This is a genomic window from Rhodococcus sp. Eu-32 (assembly GCF_003336925.1).
GTDB classification, from domain to species: domain Bacteria; phylum Actinomycetota; class Actinomycetes; order Mycobacteriales; family Mycobacteriaceae; genus Rhodococcoides; species Rhodococcoides kyotonensis_B.
In genome coordinates, this window is record NZ_QGNK01000001.1 from 134,521 (window position 1) to 156,973 (window position 22,453).

Annotated in this window: 21 protein-coding genes; 19 read left to right on the top strand and 2 right to left on the bottom strand. The window is 64.8% G+C overall.

Annotation, left to right across the window (positions count from 1 at the left end; genetic code table 11):
* Nucleotides 1–13: 13 nt before the first annotated feature.
* The 12 genes from DK926_RS00695 (at nucleotide 14) to DK926_RS00750 (ending at nucleotide 14,343) form a co-directional block, all read left to right on the top strand.
* A complete protein-coding gene (locus DK926_RS00695; protein WP_125833354.1) occupies nucleotides 14–1,195 on the top strand; it encodes an acyl-CoA dehydrogenase family protein in 1,182 nt (393 codons plus the stop codon).
* A complete protein-coding gene (locus DK926_RS00700; RefSeq protein WP_114327944.1) occupies nucleotides 1,192–2,529 on the top strand; it encodes an LLM class flavin-dependent oxidoreductase in 1,338 nt (445 codons plus the stop codon). The genes DK926_RS00695 and DK926_RS00700 overlap by 4 nt, the downstream gene beginning before the upstream one ends.
* Entirely contained in the window at nucleotides 2,526–3,842 is a 1,317-nt protein-coding gene (locus tag DK926_RS00705) for an NtaA/DmoA family FMN-dependent monooxygenase (protein ID WP_114327946.1), read from the top strand. Before DK926_RS00700 ends, DK926_RS00705 begins: the two co-directional genes overlap by 4 nt.
* Before the next feature lie 12 nt (nucleotides 3,843–3,854).
* Nucleotides 3,855–4,892 (top strand): aldo/keto reductase, encoded by a 1,038-nt coding sequence (locus tag DK926_RS00710; protein WP_114327948.1) that lies wholly within the window; start codon nucleotides 3,855–3,857, stop codon nucleotides 4,890–4,892.
* A complete protein-coding gene (locus DK926_RS00715) occupies nucleotides 4,892–5,947 on the top strand; it encodes an aldo/keto reductase (protein ID WP_114327950.1) in 1,056 nt (351 codons plus the stop codon). The genes DK926_RS00710 and DK926_RS00715 overlap by 1 nt, the downstream gene beginning before the upstream one ends.
* Before the next feature lie 182 nt (nucleotides 5,948–6,129).
* Nucleotides 6,130–7,686 (top strand): ABC transporter substrate-binding protein, encoded by a 1,557-nt coding sequence (locus DK926_RS00720; protein WP_114327952.1) that lies wholly within the window; start codon nucleotides 6,130–6,132, stop codon nucleotides 7,684–7,686.
* Nucleotides 7,683–9,035: an NtaA/DmoA family FMN-dependent monooxygenase gene (locus tag DK926_RS00725; RefSeq protein ID WP_114327954.1), complete on the top strand. Its 1,353-nt coding sequence runs from the start codon at nucleotides 7,683–7,685 to the stop codon at nucleotides 9,033–9,035. The genes DK926_RS00720 and DK926_RS00725 overlap by 4 nt, the downstream gene beginning before the upstream one ends.
* Nucleotides 9,032–10,015: an ABC transporter permease gene (locus tag DK926_RS00730; RefSeq protein WP_165839475.1), complete on the top strand. Its 984-nt coding sequence runs from the start codon at nucleotides 9,032–9,034 to the stop codon at nucleotides 10,013–10,015. The genes DK926_RS00725 and DK926_RS00730 overlap by 4 nt, the downstream gene beginning before the upstream one ends.
* Nucleotides 10,012–10,875, top strand: coding sequence for an ABC transporter permease (locus tag DK926_RS00735; protein WP_114327958.1), 864 nt, complete (start codon nucleotides 10,012–10,014; stop codon nucleotides 10,873–10,875). Before DK926_RS00730 ends, DK926_RS00735 begins: the two co-directional genes overlap by 4 nt.
* Nucleotides 10,872–12,503 (top strand): ABC transporter ATP-binding protein, encoded by a 1,632-nt coding sequence (locus tag DK926_RS00740; protein ID WP_114327960.1) that lies wholly within the window; start codon nucleotides 10,872–10,874, stop codon nucleotides 12,501–12,503. The genes DK926_RS00735 and DK926_RS00740 overlap by 4 nt, the downstream gene beginning before the upstream one ends.
* A 45-nt stretch (nucleotides 12,504–12,548) precedes the next feature.
* The gene (locus DK926_RS00745) at nucleotides 12,549–13,736 is read left to right on the top strand and encodes a PLP-dependent aminotransferase family protein (RefSeq protein WP_114327962.1); all 1,188 of its coding nucleotides are present in this window, start codon (nucleotides 12,549–12,551) and stop codon (nucleotides 13,734–13,736) included.
* Nucleotides 13,737–13,761: 25 nt separating this feature from the next.
* Nucleotides 13,762–14,343 (top strand): FKBP-type peptidyl-prolyl cis-trans isomerase, encoded by a 582-nt coding sequence (locus DK926_RS00750; protein WP_207890701.1) that lies wholly within the window; start codon nucleotides 13,762–13,764, stop codon nucleotides 14,341–14,343.
* Here the strand turns inward: DK926_RS00750 and DK926_RS00755 are convergent.
* The gene (locus tag DK926_RS00755) at nucleotides 14,333–15,085 is read right to left on the bottom strand and encodes an SUMF1/EgtB/PvdO family nonheme iron enzyme (protein WP_243636573.1); all 753 of its coding nucleotides are present in this window, start codon (nucleotides 15,083–15,085) and stop codon (nucleotides 14,333–14,335) included. The genes DK926_RS00750 and DK926_RS00755 overlap by 11 nt on opposite strands.
* Nucleotides 15,085–15,207: a hypothetical protein gene (locus DK926_RS27195; RefSeq protein ID WP_279387054.1), complete on the bottom strand. Its 123-nt coding sequence runs from the start codon at nucleotides 15,205–15,207 to the stop codon at nucleotides 15,085–15,087. Before DK926_RS27195 ends, DK926_RS00755 begins: the two co-directional genes overlap by 1 nt.
* Before the next feature lie 34 nt (nucleotides 15,208–15,241).
* Between DK926_RS27195 and DK926_RS00760 the strand changes: the two genes are divergently transcribed.
* From DK926_RS00760 to DK926_RS00790, 7 genes are all read left to right on the top strand, one after another.
* Entirely contained in the window at nucleotides 15,242–16,588 is a 1,347-nt protein-coding gene (locus DK926_RS00760; RefSeq protein ID WP_114327966.1) for a sulfatase, read from the top strand.
* Between the two features lie 86 nt (nucleotides 16,589–16,674).
* On the top strand, nucleotides 16,675–17,478 hold the full coding sequence (locus DK926_RS00765) for a Stf0 family sulfotransferase (protein ID WP_207890702.1): 804 nt from the start codon (nucleotides 16,675–16,677) through the stop codon (nucleotides 17,476–17,478).
* Complete coding sequence (cysD, locus tag DK926_RS00770) at nucleotides 17,475–18,389, top strand: sulfate adenylyltransferase subunit CysD (protein ID WP_114327970.1); 915 nt, start codon at nucleotides 17,475–17,477, stop codon at nucleotides 18,387–18,389. Before DK926_RS00765 ends, cysD begins: the two co-directional genes overlap by 4 nt.
* Nucleotides 18,389–20,245, top strand: a complete 1,857-nt coding sequence (gene cysC / locus DK926_RS00775; RefSeq protein ID WP_114327972.1) for an adenylyl-sulfate kinase — start codon at nucleotides 18,389–18,391, stop codon at nucleotides 20,243–20,245. Before cysD ends, cysC begins: the two co-directional genes overlap by 1 nt.
* A 4-nt stretch (nucleotides 20,246–20,249) precedes the next feature.
* Nucleotides 20,250–20,954, top strand: coding sequence for a GNAT family N-acetyltransferase (locus tag DK926_RS00780; RefSeq protein WP_114327973.1), 705 nt, complete (start codon nucleotides 20,250–20,252; stop codon nucleotides 20,952–20,954).
* A gap of 101 nt (nucleotides 20,955–21,055) precedes the next feature.
* The gene (locus tag DK926_RS00785) at nucleotides 21,056–21,376 is read left to right on the top strand and encodes a rhodanese-like domain-containing protein (protein WP_114327975.1); all 321 of its coding nucleotides are present in this window, start codon (nucleotides 21,056–21,058) and stop codon (nucleotides 21,374–21,376) included.
* A gap of 165 nt (nucleotides 21,377–21,541) precedes the next feature.
* Nucleotides 21,542–22,453 carry an LLM class flavin-dependent oxidoreductase gene (locus DK926_RS00790; protein ID WP_114327977.1) on the top strand — a complete coding sequence of 304 codons (912 nt, stop codon included), beginning with the start codon at nucleotides 21,542–21,544 and terminating at the stop codon, nucleotides 22,451–22,453.

Below are 22,453 nucleotides of genomic sequence, written 5' to 3' on the forward strand. Positions count from 1 at the left end.
TGAAGGAGAATTGATGAGTATCGAGACGGAAGTACGCCGCTCGTCGGGAACGCTGCTGGACGAGGATCGATTCACCGACGTGCTGGGTTTCATCGCATCGCGCGCCGAACTGCATGATCGCACCGGTGAATTCCCGCACGAGGCGTTCGCTCGCCTGCATGAGATCGGCGCCCAGGCACTGACGGTCCCCACCCGATACGGCGGGCTGGGCGCATCTGTCGCCGACGCCGTCGAGGTCATCGAAAGAGTCGGTGCCGCAGACCCTTCCGTCGGCCTGATCCTGCAGTGGAACTACACGAACCACCTGGCACTCCAGCGCGACGACAGCCCGTGGCCGGCCGAGCTGAAGGAGGCCGTGTTCCGTACCGCAGTGTCCGACGGCGCACTCATCAACGGGCTCGCCGTCGAACGCGACCTCGGGAGCCTGTCACGTGGCGGCATCCCGGCCACGACAGCCGAGTTGCAGGACGACGGTTCCTGGGTCATCACCGGGGAGAAGGCGTACGGAACTGGCATCTCCGGGCTGCGCTGGATTACCGTCACGGCCAGCACCACCGAGGAGAACCCCCGCGTCGCGACGTTCCTACTGGACAACGACACACCCGGGTGGACGGTGCTGCCGACGTGGGACCACCTCGGTTTACGCGGGTCGGACACCCAGAGCGTGCTGTTCGAGGGCACTCGCGTGCCCGGTAGTCGCCTCGTCGACATCCGAGATCCGCGGGACGGGACGGCGAAACTGCGGGGTGCGGGACGACAGGCGCTGCCACTGTTGCTCGCGGCCAACTACAACGGGGTGTCGATCGCGACCCGCGACTGGCTGGTGCGGTACCTGCACACCCGGGTTCCGACGGCGTTGGGCGCGTCGCTGGCCACCGTTCCGCGCTTCCACGACCGAGTCGGAGAGATCGAAGCATCGCTGCAGACGTCACGGGCGCTGCTGCGTCAGGCGGTCGAAGCGCTGGACGACGGCGACACGTCGTTGCCGGGTCTCGCGAAGCATGTCGCGACGACGACGGCCATCCGAATCACCGAGTCGGCGCTGGATCTGACGGGCAATCCCGGTCTGTCGCGGTCGAATCCACTGGAGCGCCATCACCGCAACGCGATGGTCGGGCGTGTGCACTTTCCGCAGAGCGATTTCGTTCTCGCGGCGTTGGGCCGGGCGGCTCTCGATGCAGGAGCCTCGGCATGACGCGGCAGGTGCATCTGAACGTCAACATCCTCAATCTCGGTGTGTTCGGCGGCAGTTGGCGGTTCCCCGGCACGGATCCGCTCGCGTCGTTCGGCATTTCGCACTACGTGAACATCGCTCGCAAGGCAGAGGAGGCCAAGCTCGACGCGGTGTTTCTCGCCGACGGTCCTGTCCTCGGCGAGGACATTCGGCACCGGCCGTTCAACAGTCTGGAACCGACGGTCGTTCTCGCGGCGATCGCGGCCTCGACGTCGAAGATCGGTCTGATCGGCACGCTGTCGTCGTCGTACAACGATCCCTACGACGTGGCTCGCAGACTCGCCACGCTCGACGTACTCAGCAGGGGGCGTTCGGGATTCAACGTCGTGACGACGGCAGGTGTCGCCGCGGCACGCAATTTCGGGCTGACCGAGGAGCCGGATCACGGTGACCGCTATCGACGGGCGGCAGAGTTCGTCGAGGTCGTGCGGACGCTGTGGAACAGCTGGGAGCCGGACGCGCTCGTCGGCGACAGGTCGTCGCACACGTTCGTCGACACCTCGAAGATTCACGACGCCGATTTCGTCGGCGAGCACTTTCAGGTCGCGGGCGCTCTGAACGTGCCTCGGTCGCCGCAGGGGGAACCGGTCGTCGTGCAGGCAGGTGCGTCGAAGGACGGCCGTGCCCTGGCTGCACGCGTCGGCGAGGTCGTGTTCAGTGCCGCGCAGACGATCGACGAGGCTCGGGAGTACTACCAGGACGTGAAGCGCCGAGCTGCCGCGTTGGGCCGCGATCCGAGTCAGGTGGTGATACTTCCCGGTCTGTCGACGGTGATCGGCAGCACCGAGAAGGAGGCGAAGGAGCGACGGGAGCTGCTCGACGAACTCGTGCCGCCCCAGTACGCACTCGATCGTCTGGCCGGACAACTGGGCGTGCCTGCCGAGGCGTTGAAGCTCGACGGTCCGTTGCCGTGGGATCTGCTGCGTGACCCGGACTCCGCCGGTGGGTCGCAGACCTTCTATCGCATCGCGCTCGGACTCGCACGGCGCGAGAATCTGACCGTGCGACAGTTGTTGCGGCGCTTGGGTGGTGGCGCCGGACACCGCATCGTGGTCGGAACTCCGGAACAGATCGCCGATTCGATCCTCGAATGGGTCGACGTCGGTATCGCCGACGGATTCAACCTGATGCCCGACGTGCTCCCGAGCGGGTTCGACGACTTCGCTGACCACGTCGTGCCGGAACTGCAGCGACGTAGGCGCTTTCGCACGGAATACACCGGTTCCACACTGCGCGAGAACCTGGGCCTGTCGGTACCGTCCTTCGCGCGGGGTGCACGGCGGGTGGCGTCGTGAGTCTGCACTTTCTGGTCAACATCGGGGGAACGGGCTACCACCCCGCGGCCTGGCTCGATCCGTCGCTTGCCCCCGACGCCTTCGTCGACCTGGACCACTACGTGCGTGCGGCCGCCGTCGCCGAACGAGGTCTGCTCGACGGCTTGTTGTTTCCGGACATACCCGTCCAACAGCCAGGGATTCTCCGTGCACCGACGGCCACACTGGACCCGACGTTGCTGACCACTGCCATCGCGGTGTCCACGTCGCGCATCGGCTTGATTCCCACGGCTTCGACGTCGTTGAACAAGCCCTACAACCTCGCTCGCCGCATCCTGTCGCTCGATCATGTCAGCGGTGGACGGGCCGCGTGGAACGCGGTCACGACGTTCGAGCACAGGGCAGGTCGGAACTTCGGAATCGACCATCTGCCGGGCCGGGGCGAAAGGTACCGACGCGCAGCGGAATTCGTCGATATCGTCCTCGGCTTGTGGGACAGCTGGGAGGGCGACGCTCTTGTCGGTGATCAAGGTGCGGGCTGGTTCGCCGATCACGACAAGGTTCACCCGCTCGGCCACGACGGCGAGTTCTACTCCGTGCACGGACCGTTGAACGTCGTCCGATCTCCACAGGGCAGACCTGTTCTCGTACAAGCAGGGTCGTCTCCGCAAGGTATCGAGTTCGCAGCCAGGTACGCCGAGGTCATCTATGGGACGCAGTTCGGATTGGAGGGTGCCGCGACGTTCTCCGACGCGGTCGGTCGTGCGGCGTCGCTGGCAGGTCGTGACCGCTCCGACGTCAAGATCCTGCCGGGCCTGGTTCCGATCGTCGGATCCACCGAGGCGGAAGCGCGCGGTAAGTTCGACGACCTGCAGGCACGCTTGCACCCCGAGCACGACGCATTCGTTACGTTCGCACGCTGGCTCGGATTCGAACCGGACGACCTGGACATCGACGCACCGCTTGACGAACGGCATCTGAAGCTGCCTGCGGACCGCAACGGTCCGCAGGGGTTCTTCGACACGCTCACACGCTATGCAGCGACCACCGGCGCGACGGTACGAGAATTGTTGTCGCAGTTCCTGGGTGGCCACCGCGTGGTCACCGGCACGCCCGAATCCGTCGCCGACCACATCGAGACCTGGTCGGCCACAGGGCACGTCGACGGTTTCACGATCGTTCCTGCCGTGCTGCCGACGTCGCTCGAGAACTTCGTCGACGAGGTCGTTCCTGTGCTGCAGCGCCGTGGACTGTTCCGCACCGAGTACGACTCCACCACGTTGCGTGGCCACCTCGGACTCGCCGAGCCTGCGAATACCTTTGCCACCCGATAGAAAGAGAGAGAAGTGACCTACCGTTATCTCGGCCGCACCGGAGTGCAGGTCAGCCCCTTGACGCTCGGCGCCATGAACTTCGGGGCCTGGGCCAATCAGGACCACGACGACGCGGCACGCATCATCCACCGCGCGCTCGACGCGGGCATCAACGTCGTCGACACCGCCGACGTCTACTCACAGGGCGAGAACGAGGAGATCGTCGGAAAGGCGTTGAAGGGCCGCCGCGACGAGGTGTTCCTGGCGAGCAAATTTCACGCGCAGATCGGGCAAGGGCCGAACCGAAGCGGCAACTCGCGACGATGGATCACGCGTGCCGTCGAGGACAGCCTGCGTCGCTTGGGAACCGACCACCTCGATCTGTATCAGGTGCACCGACCGGATCCGAACACCGACATCGACGAGACGCTCAGCGCGCTGACAGATCTGGTGCGGCACGGCAAGATTCGCTACTTCGGCACGACGACGTTCGAGCCGCATCAGCTCGTCGAGGCGCAGTGGGTGGCCGAGCGGCGTGGCCTGCAGCGGCCCGTGTCCGAGCAGCCGCCGTACTCGATCCTCGCGCGCGGTGCGGAGCGATCGACGCTCCCCATTGCCCAGAAGTACGGTCTCGGCGTTCTGACCTGGAGCCCGCTCGCCGGCGGATGGCTGTCCGGACGCTACCGCCCGGGCGAGAACGACGCGGTCGTGTCGTCGCGCATCGAGCGGCAGGCGCACCGGCACGATCCCGCTCTGGAGGCCAACAAGATCAAGCGGGCGGCCGCGGAGGAACTGGTCAAGCTCGCCGACGACGCGGGCCTGTCGCTCGTGCATCTGTCTCTCGCGTTCGTTCTGCAGCATCCAGCCGTCAGCTCGGTCATCATCGGCCCGCGCACTCTGGAGCACCTCGAAGGCCAGCTCGGTGCCGTCGACGTGACGCTGAGCAGCGACATTCTCGATCGCATCGACGAGATCGTCGCACCCGGCCGCACCATCAGCCCGGCCGACGAGGGTTACCTGCCGCCGTCGTTGACCGACGCCTCCACCCGGCGATTCGTGAGGACCAACTGATGTCTCTGACCGACCTCCGACTGTTCGGCCGTACCGGCCTGAAGGTCAGCCCGTTCACGCTCGGCACCATGAATTTCGGAGCCCGGGGCAACAGCTCGCACGAGGACAGCATTCGGATCATTCACCGTGCGCTCGACGCGGGCATCAACACCGTCGACACCGCGGACGTCTATTCGAAGGGTGAGTCCGAGGAGATCGTCGGAAAGGCACTCAAAGGCCTCGGATCGAAGAACAGGCGTGACGACGTCATCCTGGCGAGCAAGTTCCACGGCAACGTCGACGGAAACCCCTTGCACCAGGGCAACTCTCGGTGGTGGATCACCCGCGCGGTGGAGGACAGCCTGCGTCGTCTGGGTACCGATCACCTCGATCTCTATCAGGTGCACCGCCCGGAAGCCCAGACCGATATCGATGAAACCGTCGGTGCCCTCGACGATTTGGTACACCAGGGCAAGATCCGGTACTACGGCACCTCGGTCTTCTCACCGGGCGAACTTATCGAGGCGCAGTGGTCGGCAGAGAAGCACAAGCTGGAACGCCCTGTCAGTGAACAGGTTCCGTACTCGCTGCTCATCCGCGGTATCGAACGTGAGACGCTCCCGATCGCCCGCAGCTACGGGCTCGGTGTGCTGACTTACGGACCGCTGGCTGCGGGATGGTTGTCAGGGAAGTACCGGCTCGGCGCCGGGCAGCCGGAATCGCGACGAGCGGATCTGATTCCGGGTCGCTTCGACGTGGATGCACCGCACAACGCCGACAAGCTGCGGGCTGCCGACGCGCTGGCCGTCCTCGCCGAGGAGAGCGGACTCAGCCTGATCCACCTCGCACTCGGTTTCGTGCTGAGTCACCCCGACGTATCGTCGGCGATCATCGGGCCGCGGACGCTGGAGCATCTGGAGAGTCAGCTGGGTGCAGCAGATGTAGTGCTGTCGTCGGACATCCTCGACAAGATCGACGAGATCATCCCTCCGGGAACGGTGTTCACCGAGCGGGACACCGGGATCATTCGTGATGCCATCGCGAACCCCGCGTTGCGCAGGACTGTCACGGCCTGAATCGGTACCGCCCGTACGCAAATGCATATGCATTTGCGTGGGAGGGGCCACTCGTCTGCTGGCGCAACGAAAGCTATTGGCATCACGATGATTCGAACCATATCCATCCCGCACCGATGCGTCGAGGATGATCCTTCGAGTCCTGCCCGTCGACGGGTACGGCCAGAACAGAAAGACTTTCGATGACACGCACACTACGGCGATGGGCGATCCCTGCGGTCGTGCTGACGGCCGCTCTGACGCTCAGTTCGTGCGGCTCGGCTCTCGGCGGATCCGAGACGACCTCCGGTGGTGACAGCAGTGATCGGACGCTGACTCTTGCTCTCTCCCGGCAGCTGACAGGGCTGAACCCGCACAACGGTGGTTCGCCGGACAGCGACGGCTCCGTGAAGGGCACGGTCTACGAAGCGCTCACGTACCTCGATCCGGATGGCTCGGTACACCCGAGACTCGCCGAGAGCTGGGAGAACACAGGCCCCTTGCAGTGGAAGTTCGACATCCGCGACGGCGTCGAGTTCTCCGACGGCACACCGTTGACGGCGGAGGACGTCGTCTGGAACTTCCAGGAGCTGTTGGACCCGGAGACGAAGAGCCAGCTGGGTGCGCAGTTCAAGATCTACGTGGCATCCGTCAGCACGGACGAGCCTGGGGTCGTCACGTTCGATCTGAAGTCACCCGCAATCGATCTGCCGTCGCGGCTGTGGAACATCTACCTGACGACGCCGCAGTTCTGGCAGACTGGGAACCTGAACACCGAGGCGTTGGGCACCGGCCCGTACACGTTGACCTCGATCGACCTGGAGAACGGCGCGAAGCTGACGGCGAACCCGAACTACTGGGGTGAGCAGCCGTCGTTCGAGAACGCCGAATACAAGGTTCTCGCAGCCGAATCCGCGCGTGTGTCCGCGGTGCAGGCTGGCGAGGTGGACATTGCGCTGAACCTCGATCCCCTCAGCATCGGCCAGTTCGAATCGAACCCCGACTACGACACCACGTTGTCCGATTCGTCCTGGGTGCAGGTCATTTCGATCAACGAGAACAAGGGCGGACCGCTTGCGGATGTCCGCGTACGTCAGGCACTGAACTACGCCGTCGACAAGCAATCGATCATCGACGGCCTGCTCGGTGGAGCAGTCGAACCATCGCAGGGTCAAGTAATCGCACCGCCGTTCTACGAGACGAACCCGGCTGTTCGCGAATACCCGTACGACCCGGACAAGGCACGCCAGTTGCTCGCGGAGGCGGGGTACGCGTCCGGCGTCGTGCTGGAGTTGGATGTTCCCGCGGGGACGTACGCGGCAGGCGCTGCGATCGGTCAGGCCGTGGCACAACAGGCGGCAGACGTCGGGATCACGATCAACATCACCGAAACTCCGTTCCCCGCATGGCTTTCTCGCCAGAACCAGGAGAGCGCGGCGGCTGCTGATCTCGTGTACATCGGCTGGGGTGGACAGTACAAGGATTCCTGGGCCGTCTTCGACCCTTTCACCAGCAAATCCCGGTACAAGCAGAGCAACATCACCGACCCGGAGTTCGACGACGTCGTCAATCGCCTGCAGGCCGCCACCGACGAACAATCCGCGCGGCAGTTGGCGGATCAGGCAGCACAGCTCTACCACGACCGCGCTCACACGGTGTTCCTGTGGCCTGGCACGTTCACGTCGGTCATCGCGAGTGATATCGAGTGGCCCTCGCGAACGACTCGATACCTCTACGCGCAGCAGGTGACGAAGAAGTGAGCAGCGACCGACAGATCTTCCTGGCCGGTTACATCCTGTTCCCCGGCAATCACTTCGCCGGCGCATGGCGTCACCCGTACTCGGAGCGAGACTTCAACGACCGGGCGCTGTTCGAAGACGCCGCGCGCACGTTGGAGCGTGCGAAGTTCGACATGGCGTTCATTCCGGAGACCCTCGCCTACAACCCGGCATTCGCGCGGTACGGACTCAGCAACGCGATCAAACACGATCCGACGCAGTTGGCGTCGGTCATCGCAGGAGCGACACGTCATCTCGGCATCGGCGTGACGCTGTCTGCGTCGTTCACTGCTCCCTACCATCTGGCGCGCACTCTCGGCAGCCTCGATCAGTTCAGCGGCGGACGCGTGGCGTGGAACATCATCATGAGTCGCGGGGCCCCCACGTATGCCAATTTCCCTTTCGTCGAGGAACTGGAACGGGAAGAACTGTACGACCGGGGCGACGAGGTCGTCGAAGCAACTGTTGCACTATGGGATTCGTGGCAGAACGACGCGTTGGTCGTCGACAAGGAATCCGGTGTATTCGTCGATCCGGACAAAGTCGAGACCCCCGACTACCAGGGTAAGTACGTCCAGGTGAAAGGGCCGCTCACGCTACCACCGTCCCCGCAGGGGAAGCCCGTCCTGATCCAAGCAGGCGATTCGCCGCGAGGCAGACAGTTCGGTGGCAAGTGGGCGGAACTCGTGTTCGCGATCGAGAACAACGAGGAAGATCTCCGAGCCAAGCGCAACGATCTGCGTCGGTTGGCAGCCGAGGCAGGCCGCGATCCCGACAGCATCAAACTGATCGCGGCGGTTCAGCCGATCGTCGGAGAAACCACCGAGATCGCACGGGCCCGCCAGAAGTATCTGACGTCGCTGTTGGACACCGACGCGGCGATCACTTTCCTGAGTCACTTCGTTCGGACCGACTTCACAGGGCTGTCTCCCGATACCACGTTCACCGAAGCCGTCAGTGCGCGCAGCACCGACGAGAACGCTGGAGTTCGGTTGCTGTACAACCTCCGTAAGCTTGCGGCGGGTTCCGGTGAGTCGCTCGACGGCGGCTTGACGCTCGGTGACGTCGCGAAGACTTTCTCCGCCAGCGAATTCACGCCGCAGATCGTCGGCAATCCCTCGGAAATCGCCGATCAGCTGATTCATCTGTTCGAGGCGGAAGCGGTCGACGGGTATGTGCTGTCGCCGACGCACTTTCCCGGAGCGTTCGACGACTTCGCACGTGCCGTGGTCCCCGAACTGCAGCGACGCGGGGTCTTTCGAACGGAGTACAGCGACACGACGCTCCGCGGCAACATCACAGGTACGAAATGGACGGACGGACGACGATGACTGCCGTCGAGGCGCAGACACCGGCGTCGGCGGCGCTGTCGCGTCGAGTCGTACGGGTTCCCGTCGGCGGTCGTTACGTGCTCCGCCGCGCTGCCACCGGTCTGGTTGCGATATGGGGCGCAATCACTCTGGTCTTCTTCGCGTTGTACTCGACCGGAAATCCGGCTGTCATGCTGATCGCGCCGGATGCGCCCGCAGGTGAACTCGAACGTGTGACCAGGCTGTACGGTTTCGACCGACCGATCTACGAGCAGTACGTGCGCTTTTTCGGCGCAGTGCTGTCCGGAAACTTCCCGGAATCGATTCGCTACGAGAGCGATCCGATGGGAATCGTCGTGTCCCGATTGGCCCCGAGTATCACACTCGGGGTGGCCGCATTGTTGTTCGGCATCGTCATCGGCGGTGCGATCGGCTACGTGTCGGCGACGAGTTCGTCACCGCTGCTGCGGAAGCTGCCAGTCAGTGTGGCGACTGCATTGGACGCCATCCCAGGCTTCTTCCTGGCTCTGCTCCTGGTCCTGTTGTTCTCGGTGACGTGGAACATCCTGCCGCCGAGAGGTTCCGGTTCCCTGGCGCACCTCGTCCTTCCTGCCGTGACGCTGGGAATCTACTTCGTCCCGACGATCGCTCGTGTCTTCCGCACAGCCGTCGTGGACGTGCTGGAATCCGACCATGTCAGAACGGCCCGATCGAAGGGGATCGGGCAGGTGAGGTTGACACTGCGCCACATCGTCGGCAATTCACTCGGCTCCACCTTCAACGTTCTGGGTATCCAAGCGGGGGTACTGCTGGGCGGTGCAGTCATCACGGAGTCGATTTTCTCGTGGCCAGGCGTCGGGCAGTTGTCCATCAACGCGGTACAGAATCGGGACTACCCGCTCGTCATCGCGTGCGTTCTGGTCATCGCCATCGGGTTCGTCGTCATCAACCTTCTGGTCGACGTCCTCTCCGTCGTCTTCGATCCAAGGATCTCGTCATGACCGCATCTGCACTCGAGCTGGACCTGCCCGGTGACTCCGTCTCGCGTCGTTCGCGTCGAAAGTTCTCCGGCACAGGGATTGTCGGAGTGGTGATCCTGGGGGTACTCGTCGTGGCGTCCTTGCTCGCGCCGGTACTCGTCGCGTACTCACCGCTCGAACAGGATTTGAGCGCTGTGCTCCAGCCTCCCAGCGGATCACACTGGTTCGGCACCGACGATCTGGGTCGTGACCAGCTGAGCCGCGTCCTGTACGGAGGTAGAACGGCGTTGTCGGTCACCTTGATCGCCAGCGTCATAGCCGCGTCGGTCGGCGTCGCGCTCGGACTGGCCGGCGCGTTGTTCGGGGGCTGGACCGACGTCGTCGCGGGTGGGTTGGCCGACATTCAACTCGCAATTCCGACGATCGTGCTCGCTCTCGTGATTTTGTCGTTCGTCGGCAACTCGATCGGGCCGTTGCTCATCGTGCTCGTGGCGGGTTCATGGGTACTCACGTTCCGAGTCATCCGGGGTCACGCGCAGTCGGTGGTGGGGCAGCCGTACATCGAAGCCGCACGGCTTTCGGGCCTCGGTAGGCTGCAGATCGCGTTGAGGCATCTGCTCCCGAGCGTTCTTCCGCTGTTTGTCGTGGCCTTCACACTGAACGCGTCGGCCATTCTGCTGCTCGAGTCCAGCCTCGGATTTCTCGGGCTCGGCGTGCAACCTCCCACGGCCGACTGGGGAGCCATGGTGGCGCAGGGGCAGGCACGTCTCGACTCGGCCCCGTGGGTCGCGTTGTTCCCCGGCGCAGTCCTCATTCTGGCGGTGGTGAGCTTCCAGCTCATCGGCGACGCCTTGGCCGACAGATTCGGAGCGCGCACATGACGCAGGCAGTGCTGACCGTCGACGATCTTCACGTGTCGGTCGGGAACGACGACGGCCGCACCACCGTCGTACGGGGTGTGTCGCTCGACGTCCACGCAGGCGAAACCGTCGGCCTCGTCGGTGAATCCGGATCCGGTAAGACCATGACGGCCCTTGGAGTCGTGGATCTTCTCCCTCGCGCAGCGCGGATCGAGTCCGGCCGCGTGGTGGTCGCGGGTACGGACATCACGGAGCTGGATGCGCGTTCGCGGCGGCGCGTCACGAGCGCCGACGTCGGTGTCGTGTTCCAGAACCCGACGGCATCGCTGAACCCGCGGCTGACCATCTCCACCCAGATCGTCGAGGCGGTTCCGAAGACGGTGGGGTCGGCACGTGCCCGACGCGCCCGTGCCGCGGAACTGCTCGACGCCGTCGGCATTGCCCATGTGGGCAAGACGCTTTCGGCGTTCCCGCACGAATTGTCCGGAGGTTTGAACCAACGCGTCGTCATCGCGGCGGCGTTGGCGAGATCTCCGAAACTGCTGATCGCGGACGAACCGACGACTGCTCTCGACGCCAGCGTCCAGGCGCAGGTCCTGGATCTGATCGATCGGTTGAAGATCGAATTCGGTCTCGCCGTGCTGTTGGTGAGCCACGACATCGGGGTCATCGCAGACCGCACGGCGCGAGTCAACGTGATGAACAACGGCGTCGTCGTCGAGTCGGGCGTCACGCGCGAGGTGCTGTCTACGCCGCGCGAAACCTACACACGGACGTTGCTGTCGGCGACGCCAGGACAGTTGGTGCGACCGGTTCAGACCGTCGTAGCCGATCGGGAGCGGCCCCTCGTCGAGGCCCGTGACCTGCGCAGGGCGTTCTCGGTTTCTCAGCCCGGAAAGTTGCGGAGGGTCTCGCACGTCGCCCTCGATGGTGTGACGCTGAACGTGTTTCGCGGCCAAGCACTCGGCATCGTCGGCGAATCGGGTTCGGGCAAGACCACACTCGCGCGGCAGATCGTGGGGTTGGACCGGCCCGATTCGGGTTCGATCTCGTACGACGGCAGGGAGATCCGAGGCCTCGGATCGGCGGAGCACTCGCGGTGGCGTCGGGAAGTCCAGTACGTGTTCCAGGACCCGTACGGGTCGTTGAACCCGAGATTCACCGTCGAACAGTCGATCTCGGAACCACTGCGCCACAACGGCGTCGACCTGACGGGTGCGACGATCGACGCACGGGTGCGCTCACTGCTCGACGAGGTCGAACTACCGACGTCGTTCCGCACGAGGCGACCATACGAGCTGTCGGGCGGGCAGCGTCAGAGAGTCGGCATTGCGCGCGCACTCGCCAACGAGCCGTCGCTGATCGTCGCGGACGAACCGGTGTCCGCACTCGACCTGTCGGTGCAGGCGCGCATTCTCCGCCTGCTGCAACGACTTCGGGCGGAGCGGGGATTGACGCTCGTGCTGATCTCGCACGACCTGGCCGTGGTGAGATATCTGTGCGACGACGTCGTGGTGCTCCGGCACGGCACGATCGTCGAACAAGGTGCTACCGACGAGGTCTACACGAATCCGCGGCACGACTACACCAAGGCCCTCCTCGACTCCATTCCCGGATCGGGTGCGGCGTTGCCGACCGTGTTCGCCTGACATCACTGGCGACGCCAGAACTCACACACATCGAGAGGAACACAGATGACCATCGAAGCTGTCCGGACCGACCTGCACTCCCTGCTCTCTGCGCGGGGCACCGACCGCCAGCTGGCGGGAGGATTCGGACCCGCTCCTACGGGGTTGGCGGAGAACACCGTTCGTTTGCTCGGGGGAGTTCCCGCCGACGAGGCGCTGCCGACCACCGAGCTCGCGGACGCATTCGCCGGTGCGTTGAAGTCTCCCGCAGCACTGCACTATTCGGTGCTGCCTGGAATCGCTCCGCTCCGTGAGTGGATCGGCGCACGCGAAGGCGTCGACCCCGACCGCATTCTGGTCACCAACGGTGCGCTGCACGCGCTGAATCTGATCTTCGACGCCATCCTCGAACCCGGCGACGTCGTCGCAGTCGAGAGCCCCACGTTCCCGCTCGCACTCCGTGAGGCCAGCTACTACGGTGCGACGTTCCTCCCCGTGCAGACCTCCGAGAACGGCCTGGATCTGGACGGTTTCGAGGAACAACTGCGTGCAGGAGCTCGTCCGAAGCTCTTCTACGTCATCCCCGACTTCCAGAACCCGACCGGCAGCACGCTGTCGGCGCAGGCACGCACACGACTCGTCGCCCTGGCCGAGCAGTACGGCTTCCTCATCGTCTCGGACAACCCGTACAAGGAACTGCGGTTCGGCGGTACGGCTGTGGACGACTTCGATCTCGGCAGCGACAACGTGATTCGCGCGAACACGTTCTCCAAGACGCTCGGACCCGGCCTGCGTCTCGGGTGGATTGCCTCGCCCGAGTGGCTGCTTCCCGCGCTGTCGAGGATCAGGAGCACCCAGGACCAGCACACGTCGCTCGTGACGCAGACGGCCGTCGCGAACCTGCTGCATTCCGACGGCACGTTCGACCGCATCGTGGCAGGCGGCCGAGATCTGTACCGAGAGCGTTCGTCTGTGCTCGTGGACACGCTGGAATCGGCCCTGCCCGGTCAGCTTCGGATCGTCCGCCCGGAGGGTGGAATCTTCCTGTGGCTCACGGCCGCCGACCCGGACGTCGATCTCGCCGACGTCCAGACGCGTGCACGGGCGCTGGGTGTCGACTTCTCGCTCGGCCGCTACTTCGATCCGACCGGACCCGTCGGGTACCTCGGTAGCGCGCGCCTCGGCTTCAGCAATCAGAGCGTCGAGAACCTGGTGACGGGGGCGAACCGGTTCGCGGAGGCATTCAGGGCATGAAGCCGGCCGCTGTAGCCTTTCTGGCGTGAATACCTCTCGCCTGTCGTTGTCCGGAATCGTCGCCGGGGCCGCACTCGCCCTTGTGCTCACGGCCTGCGGTTCGGAGTCGTCCGAGCCCGCCGACGCCGGTTCGGCACTCTCCACCACGTCCTGCCCGACAGCCGCACCGGACGACGCGGGTGATCCCCAGTGGACTCTGGATGGTGACACCGGCAGCATCGCCGTGATCGGTTCGACGGACTCGGCGACGCCATCGGTGCAAGTCGAGGCGCCCTTCTCGGTGTCCGAAACGCAGGTGCACACCCTGAGCGAAGGATCGGGCCCCGTGGTGGAGGACACCGCCCAGGTCTCGGTCTGCTACATGGGCGTCAACGGCCGCGACGGGTCCGTCTTCGACAGCAGTTACGAGCGTGGCGCACCCGCCGAGTTTCCGCTGACCGGTGTCGTCACCGGCTTCCAGAAAGCCATCGCAGGCCAGACCGTCGGGTCGAAGGTCGCCGTCGCGATGACGTCGGCCGACGGTTACCCCGACGGGCAGCCGCGTGCCGGAATCGAAGCAGGCGACAGCCTCGTCTTCGTCCTGGACATCCTCGAGGTCACCGGATAACTCGAAATCCTGTGTGGCTGCTCGACGTGTCCTCGCTGGCGCCCGAGCGCGCCGACGTGCGGTATCGACGGCAGTAACTCTCGTGACAGAGGTGCGAACCGCCGCGTATCACGGCGCGGTGGTCGCGGCGGGCCGCGTCGAACATCCCGGTTGTCCATTCCCAGACGTTGCCGGTGCAGTGGTACAACCCGTAGGCATTGGGCTCGTACGACTGCGCAGGCTCGGTGAAGATCGAGTCGCTGTGGTTACCGGGAAAATTGCCGTGCCAGGTGTTCATGCGACTGAAGTCCTCGTCACCACCCCACGGAAACGGCTGCTGGACGAGGCCGCCGCGGGCCGCGTACTCCCACTGTTCCTCGGACGGCAGTGCAGTTCCGGTCCACGTGCAGTAGGCCTCGGCGTCACGCCTGGACACGTGCGTTACGGGATGGTCCGGGAGGTCTCGGACGGCGTCCACTGCCGACGCCGGACCTGCGGGCCTGCGCCACGACGCGCCGGTGACGACGCGCCACCACGGCGTCGCCGGGACCGCAGGGGAGTCGTCGTCTGTGGGCAAGGCCCCCGCGAAGACCAGGGAGTCTCCGTACCGCTCGGCGTCCGAGACGTAGCCCGTCGCGCGAACGAAGTCGGCCCACCCGGCGACCGTCACGGTGGTGGCCGAGATGGAGAACGCATCGACGTCGACTTCGCGTACCGGGCCTTCGAGATCCAGCGCGTAGGCCGTCGGATCCTCGGATCCCATCAGGAACGTGCCTGCAGGAATCCGAACGAGCGTGGGTGTCGGGCCATCGGATCGAACAGTGACGCGACGATCGCAGGAACCGCCCCGATCCGGTGTGCAACATCCTCCTGCCATGTGTTCATGCTGCCATTCCTACCTATGTGCTAGGCAATAGGAATGACGAAAGAGAACGTCCTTCTGATTCACTGGCACGATCTGGGTCGTCATCTGGGCGCCTACGGGCATCGGTCCGTGACGAGTCCGCGACTCGATGCGTTGGCGTCGGAAGGCATTCTTTTCACCCATGCGCATGCGACGGCGCCGCTGTGTTCCCCGTCGCGAGGATCGTTGTTCACTGGCCGCTACCCCCACAGCAACGGCCTCGTCGGATTGGCCCACCACGGATGGGAATACCGACCGGACGTGCGCACGCTGCCGTCGTTGCTCGGCGAATCCGGATGGCAGACAACATTGTTCGGAATGCAGCACGAGACATCGTTTCCGACGCGACTTGGCTTCGATCATTTCGACGTCTCCAACTCGTTCTGCGAGTACGTCGTGCAGAAGTCCGACGCGTGGCTACGAGAGGATCGCAGCGAACCGTTCTTCCTGACCGCGGGGTTCTTCGAGACGCACCGGCCGTACCCGGCCGACCGTTACGCGCCCGACGACGCGTCGGCCATCGACATTCCCGACTATCTCCCCGATACGCCCGAGGTGCGTGACGACCTCGCAGAGTTCCACGGATCGATCACTGTCGCCGACGCGGCTGTCGGCGAACTGCTCGACACGCTGACGGAAACCGGCCTCGATCGCACGACGTGGGTCGTGTTCATGACCGACCACGGGCCTGCGTTTCCACGGGCGAAGTCGACCCTGTACGAGCCGGGCACCGGTATCGCGCTGATCGTGCGCCCGCCTGCTGGACGCTCTATAGCGCCCCGCGTCTACGACGACCTGTTCAGCGGCGTCGACCTGGTCCCGACGCTGCTCGAGTTGCTCGGTGTGCCGGTGCCGGAGGATGTCGAGGGGATGTCGCACGCCAAGAACCTGGTGGGTGAGCGCAGCCCGGCGCGGGACGAGGTCTTCACGTCGAAGACCTATCACGATTCGTTCGACCCGATACGCGCGGTGCGAACCAAGGATTTCAGCTATATCGAGAACTACACGGACCGGCCTGCGCTGGATCTGCCGTGGGACATAGAGGAAAGTCCGTCGGGCCAGGCCGTCGCGGAATCCGTTCGAGGCCCGCGTCCGAGGTACGAACTGTACGATCTGCGCACCGATCCCGGTGAAACGGTGAACCTTTACGACGACGACGAATATCGTTCCATCGCCGAGGATCTGGCGCTCCGGCTGCACACCTGGCGGGAGGAGACGGGGGATGTGATTCCATCGGATTTCGTGGGATCGCGCATCTCGGACCGGTACACCCACGACTACATCGTCACGCACGGTCTGAAACCGACGTCGCGGTCGCCGTTGAGCGCCGAACGCGGAGTTGCGCTCGACCGGGATACATAGAGCAACCGAAAACGCAATAGTTCGACGCATCGAGATCGAAAAAGCCTGGTGTGCAGAGCTATTGACGTGTGTCTAGTATCTGCACCATGAGCGATCATGTGCAGGGGAGGAGCCGGTCCTATCTGGTCCTGGCAACGCAACGCAGCGGGAGCACGCTGCTCGTCGAATCGTTGCGCGCCACGGGCCAGGCAGGCGAACCCGAGGAGTTCTTCCAGTACCTACCGAGCACATCGCTGGCGCCGCAACCACGTCAGTGGTTCGAGGGTGTCACCGACGAGAACGTGCTCCGGCTGCTCGCGCCGCTGACGCCCGGGACGCCGTCGACCGAGACGAGCGAGCAGTGGCGTCGCCGCATTCTCGATGCGGGTCGCTCCGCGAACGGCGTCTGGGGTGGGAAGCTGATGTGGAATCAGACGCCGCTGCTGATCGACCGTGCCGACGGATTGACCGGCAGGTCCGGAACTGATCTGCTGTCCGCGATCGGTGACGTCGTCGGTGAGGACGTGCTGTTCGTGCACGTGTCGCGCCAGGATCGCGTCGCCCAGGCTGTGTCGATGTGGCGCGCCGTGCAGACCCAGGTGTGGCGCGGACATGCCGCTCCCGAAATCGACGAGCGGGCCGAATACAACGCCGACGGCATCGCTCATTTGTATGCGATTCTCGAGGAGCAGGAACAGCAGTGGCAGACATGGTTCGCCGACGCAGGCGTGACGCCACTCGAGATCGACTACCACCAGCTCGCGGCCGACACCTCGGTCGAGGTCGCCAGGGTGCTGACCGCCCTCGGGCTCGATCCGTCGCTCGCCCCGCCTCCTGCGTTGGAGCGTCAGAGCAACGGACGGTCGAACGACTGGGTTCAGCGATTCCGTGACGAGAGGGTGGCGGTATGAGCACCGACGTCACACAGGTCGACGAACTGCGGATTCTCGAGGCCGAAGCGGTGCACATCATTCGCGAGGTCGTCGCCGAACTGGAACGGCCCGTACTGCTGTTTTCCGCAGGCAAGGACTCGATCGTTCTGCTTCGATTGGCGGAGAAGGCGTTTCGACCGTCACCGCTGCCGTTCCCGGTGATGCATGTCGACACCGGCCACAATTTCCCCGAGGTCATCTCGTTCCGTGATCGCAGGATCTCCTCCGCAGGGCACAAGCTCATCGTGGCCTCGGTTCAGGAATCGATCGACCGTGGGCGGGCGACCGAGATCGGCGGACCCAACGCGTCGCGAAACCGGTTGCAGACGCGTACGTTGCTCGACGCGCTGGAAGCGGGCCGGTTCGATGCCGCGTTCGGTGGAGCGCGTCGGGACGAGGAACGTGCGCGTGCGAAAGAGCGCGTGCTGAGCTTCCGAGATGCGTTCGGGCAGTGGGATCCTCGAGTGCAGCGGGCCGAACCGTGGTCGTTGTACAACGGGCGTATCCGACGCGGCGAGCAGGTCCGTGTGTTCCCGCTCAGCAACTGGACCGAACTCGACATCTGGCGCTACATCGAACTCGAACAGCTCGAACTGCCCACCATCTACTTCGCGCACGAGCGCGAGGTGTTCGAGCGCGACGGAATCCTGCTCGCGACGTCGGAGTTCACTGCGCCGTCCGAGGCCGAGAAGGCGTCGAGGGAATGGGTGCGCTACCGGACCGTCGGCGACCTGACGATCACCGGCGCCGTGCGGTCGCGGGCGGTGGACATCACGGGCGTCATCGGCGAGCTTTCGGCCGCCACCGTGTCCGAACGAGGAGAGACGCGTGCCGACGACCGGACTTCGGTGGCCGCGATGGAAGATCGCAAACGCGAGGGGTACTTCTGATGGCACGGCAGCTACTGAGGCTCGCAACCGCAGGATCCGTCGACGACGGCAAGAGCACACTGATCGGGCGTTTGATGTTCGACACCGACAGCTTGCCGCTCGACCACCTCGAGGCCGTCATGCGCGACGGCGTCCCGGACCTCGCTGCGCTGTCCGACGGCCTGCGCGCCGAGCAGGAGCAGGGCATCACGATCGACGTCGCATACCGATTCTTCTCGACGCAGTCGCGCAGCTACATCCTGGCCGACACGCCAGGTCACGAGCGGTACACCCGCAACATGTTCACCGGCGCGTCCACCGCGGATGTGGCGGTACTGCTCGTCGACGCGCGGGCGGGCGTCCTGCGGCAGACGCGGCGACATGCGCGAATCTCGACGCTGCTGGGCGTCGAACATCTGGTGGCTGCGGTCAACAAAATCGACCTGATCGACTACGACGAGGATAGATTCCGCGAAGTCGAGGCCGAGCTGCAGAAGCTCGCACACCGACTCGGTGGCGTCGAATTGACCGTCGTTCCGCTCGCGGCGAAAGACGGCGACAACGTCGTGCATCGCTCCGAGAACACGCCGTGGTACACCGGGCCGACTCTGCTCGAGCACCTCGAGAACATCGAGTTGTCCGCGCCTGCAGCGGTTCCCGAGGAGATCCGACTTCCGATTCAGTGGGTGTCGCGTCCGTCGGGAGAGGAGCGGCGACGCTACACGGGCCGACTGTCGGCAGGAACGTTGCAGGTCGGTGACACCGTGGTCGCATTGCCGTCGGGATCGCGCAGTACCGTGACCGCACTGGACACACTCGACGACTCGCGGTCGATAGCCGTTGCACCACTGTCGGTTTCGCTGTCGCTGGCCGATGACATCGACATCGGACGAGGTGACGTTCTCGTCAGCGGTGACGACCGCGCACATGTGCCGGTTCTGGCGCGTGAAGTCGACGCGACGGTCTGCTGGTTCGGCGAGACGCCGCTGCGTGCGGGGGATCGAGTCGCGTTGAAGCACACTGCGTCGAACGTGCGCGCGACCGTGCAGGCGTTGCACACCAGGCTGGATCCGGAGACGCTCGACGAACAGGACGCACCGGTCGAGCTGACGCTCAACGACATCGGCAAGGTGACGCTGCGGACGTCGTCGGTGATCGTCGCCGACCCGTATTTCGGCAACCGCGACGCCGGAGCGTTCATCTTGATCGACGAGACGTCCAACGACACCGTCGGCGCGGGCACGATCGGTGAGGCGCGCGAGGTCAAACCCGGTGCACAGACTCGCAACGACATCAAATGGCATCCGTCGGCGCTGGACCGCGCGCACCGGTGGAGTTCGACGGGCCAGAGCGGTGCGACGGTGTGGTTCACCGGGCTGCCCGCGTCCGGGAAATCGACCGTCGCCGTGGCGCTGGAGCGTGCGCTGGTCGAATCGGGCCGTGCCGCATACCTTCTGGACGGTGACAATGTGCGTCACGGACTGTCCGACGACCTCGGCTTCACGCCAGGCGACCGAGCCGAGAACATCCGACGCGTCGGGCATCTGACACGGTTGCTCGCCGATGCAGGCGTCGTCGCGATCGCGTCGCTGGTGTCGCCGCTCGAATCGGATCGAGCGATTGCCCGTGCTCTGAACGATGCTGCCGGCCTGACGTTCGTCGAGGTCGCCGTCAGTACCCCGCTCGCCGAGTGCGAGCGTCGCGACCCCAAAGGCCTGTACGCCCGCGCCAGGGCCGGGGAGCTCAAAGGCCTGACCGGCGTCGACGCGCCCTACGAGCCCCCGGAGAACCCGGACCTCACCATCGACACCACGGGTGCCGACATCGACGAGTTGGTGCGGCAGGTGTTGGATGTGCTGGAGGAACGAACGGAGTAGAGCAGTGAGCACGCAGTACGTCGACGACATCCATCCGCTGGACGACCCGATCAGGGGATCCCTGTTGGGCGCACATGCGCGGTTCGCACGGGTGTCGGGATCGGGGCGGGTCTTTCGATTCGATCCGGAGGTTGCGCCGTTCCTCGGCCACCCGCCTGTCATCGAGGCAGGGGACTGGGACGACATCGTCGCCCTGTTCGGGCGCGGCGAAATCGTGTCGCTGCGAGGCGTCGGCCATCAGGTTCCTGCCGGCTGGGATGTGATCGACCAGTTCGGTCTGGTGCAGCTCGTCGGTACACACCTCGAGACGCGGCCGTATCCGGGTGCGATCGTGCTGGGTGCCGACGACGTGCCGGACATGCTCGACCTCGTCGAACGCACCAAGCCGGGACCGTTCCTCCCGCGGACGTTCGAACTCGGCACCTATCTGGGCGTGCGCGACGGGTCTGTTCTTGTTGCAATGGCCGGGGAGCGGATGCATCCGGCGGGCTGGACCGAGATCAGCGCCGTGTGCACCGACCCCGCTTACCGTGGGCGAGGTCTCGCGACCGACCTGGTCCGAGCCGTCGGGCACGTGATCCGCGAACGCGGCGAGAAGCCGTTTCTGCACGCGTCGGCAGCGAATACGAACGCGATTCGGCTGTACCTGTCGATCGGATTCGAGCTACGCCAGGAATCCCAGCTGACCCTCGTGCGCACTCCCGCCTGACGTATTCCCTTCGATTCACGCTGATCCGATCTCTTTTCCCTATCTCGTCGATAGGGAAAGGTTGGGGACCGAATCGGTCTATCGAAAGTGGGAGTGCCTCCATGAGCTCGAACGAAGCGTCGTTGATCAGTCCGGCCGACGCGGCCGCAGCCGACGCGAAGCTGATCGACGTGCGCAGTGAGAAGTCGCGCATCGAGTTCGGCACCATCGCCGGCGCGATCGTCGTCGACAAGGCCGATGTTCAGGCCCAGTTCGGTGATGAGAATTCCGACCGTAGCGAGCCGATCGTCGTGTTCTGCGGTTCGGTCAAGGGCTCGGGGCCGGTCGTCGACGAGCTGAAGGAGCTCGGCTACACCAACGTCTCCCACATCGACGGTGGCTTCCCGGCCTGGAAGGAGCAGGGTCTGCCGACGGTGTCCTGATCGTCGGTAGTTACCCAATTTTTCCTCCGGTCACTCAGAGTGACTGATTGTCACCCTCGTTCGGGGCCGGCCGCGGACGGGACCGGAGCGAATGCCTCCTCCGGTCACTCTGAGTGACCGAAAAGCCACATTCGGTCAATTCGACGCACGAAAGGCTGAACCATCTTGTCGACCACCGCTGAGTCGGACGACCACCCCGGACTGTTCCTCGCGCTGGAGCTGGACGGCCGGGACCACTCGTCTCGCGTACTGCGGGATTCGGTGGCCGCGGCGGAAGTTGCCGGGTTCACCCTCGTCACGTTCACCGAGAATCCGGGCGATACGCTCGACGCAGGAACGCGCGCGGCGTTCGTGTCGAGCAGCACGAACACGATCGGTCTTGCACCGACGGTGCACACGCTGACCACCGAACCGTTCTTCCTCGCAACACAACTCGCGAGCATGGACCATACATCGCACGGTCGCGGCGCGTGGGTCGTCGGCGCCGACAACAGTGCAGCGGCACACGAGGCCGTGGGATCTGTTGTACGCAAACCGGATTCGATCCGACAGGAGATTCGCGACGTCATCGACGTCTCTCGCCGCCTGTGGGATTCGTGGGAGGACGATGCGGTGATTCGCGACGCCGCGTCGGGCAGATATCTCGATCCCGACAAGGTGCACCACGTCCGCTTCGAGGGCGAGTTCTTCGACATCGTCGGTCCGTTGATCACGCCGCGTCCTCCGCAGGGCCAGCTCGTCGTCGTGGGCGACGTCGCACTCGGTGTGACCGACCTGCTCGATGTCGCCGTGGTCGGGGACGTCGATCAGATCGACGACGCCAGAACCGACGGAGCGCCTCTCGTCTTCCTGGATGTCGACGCGGATGTGAACGTCGCGCCTGTCGTCGACATCGTCGACGGGTTGCTCTTCCGTCCGACCGGTGCGGAGGCTCTTCGCCGGTTGCTGGACGGCACCGTTCCGAAACTCGCCGACGCAGGTCTGCTGCGCGCGCCCACCGTGGGGCGCACCCTGCGAGAGAACCTCGGCCTGCCCCGGCCCGTCAGCCGGTATGCGGCAGCGAAGGAGAACAACTGA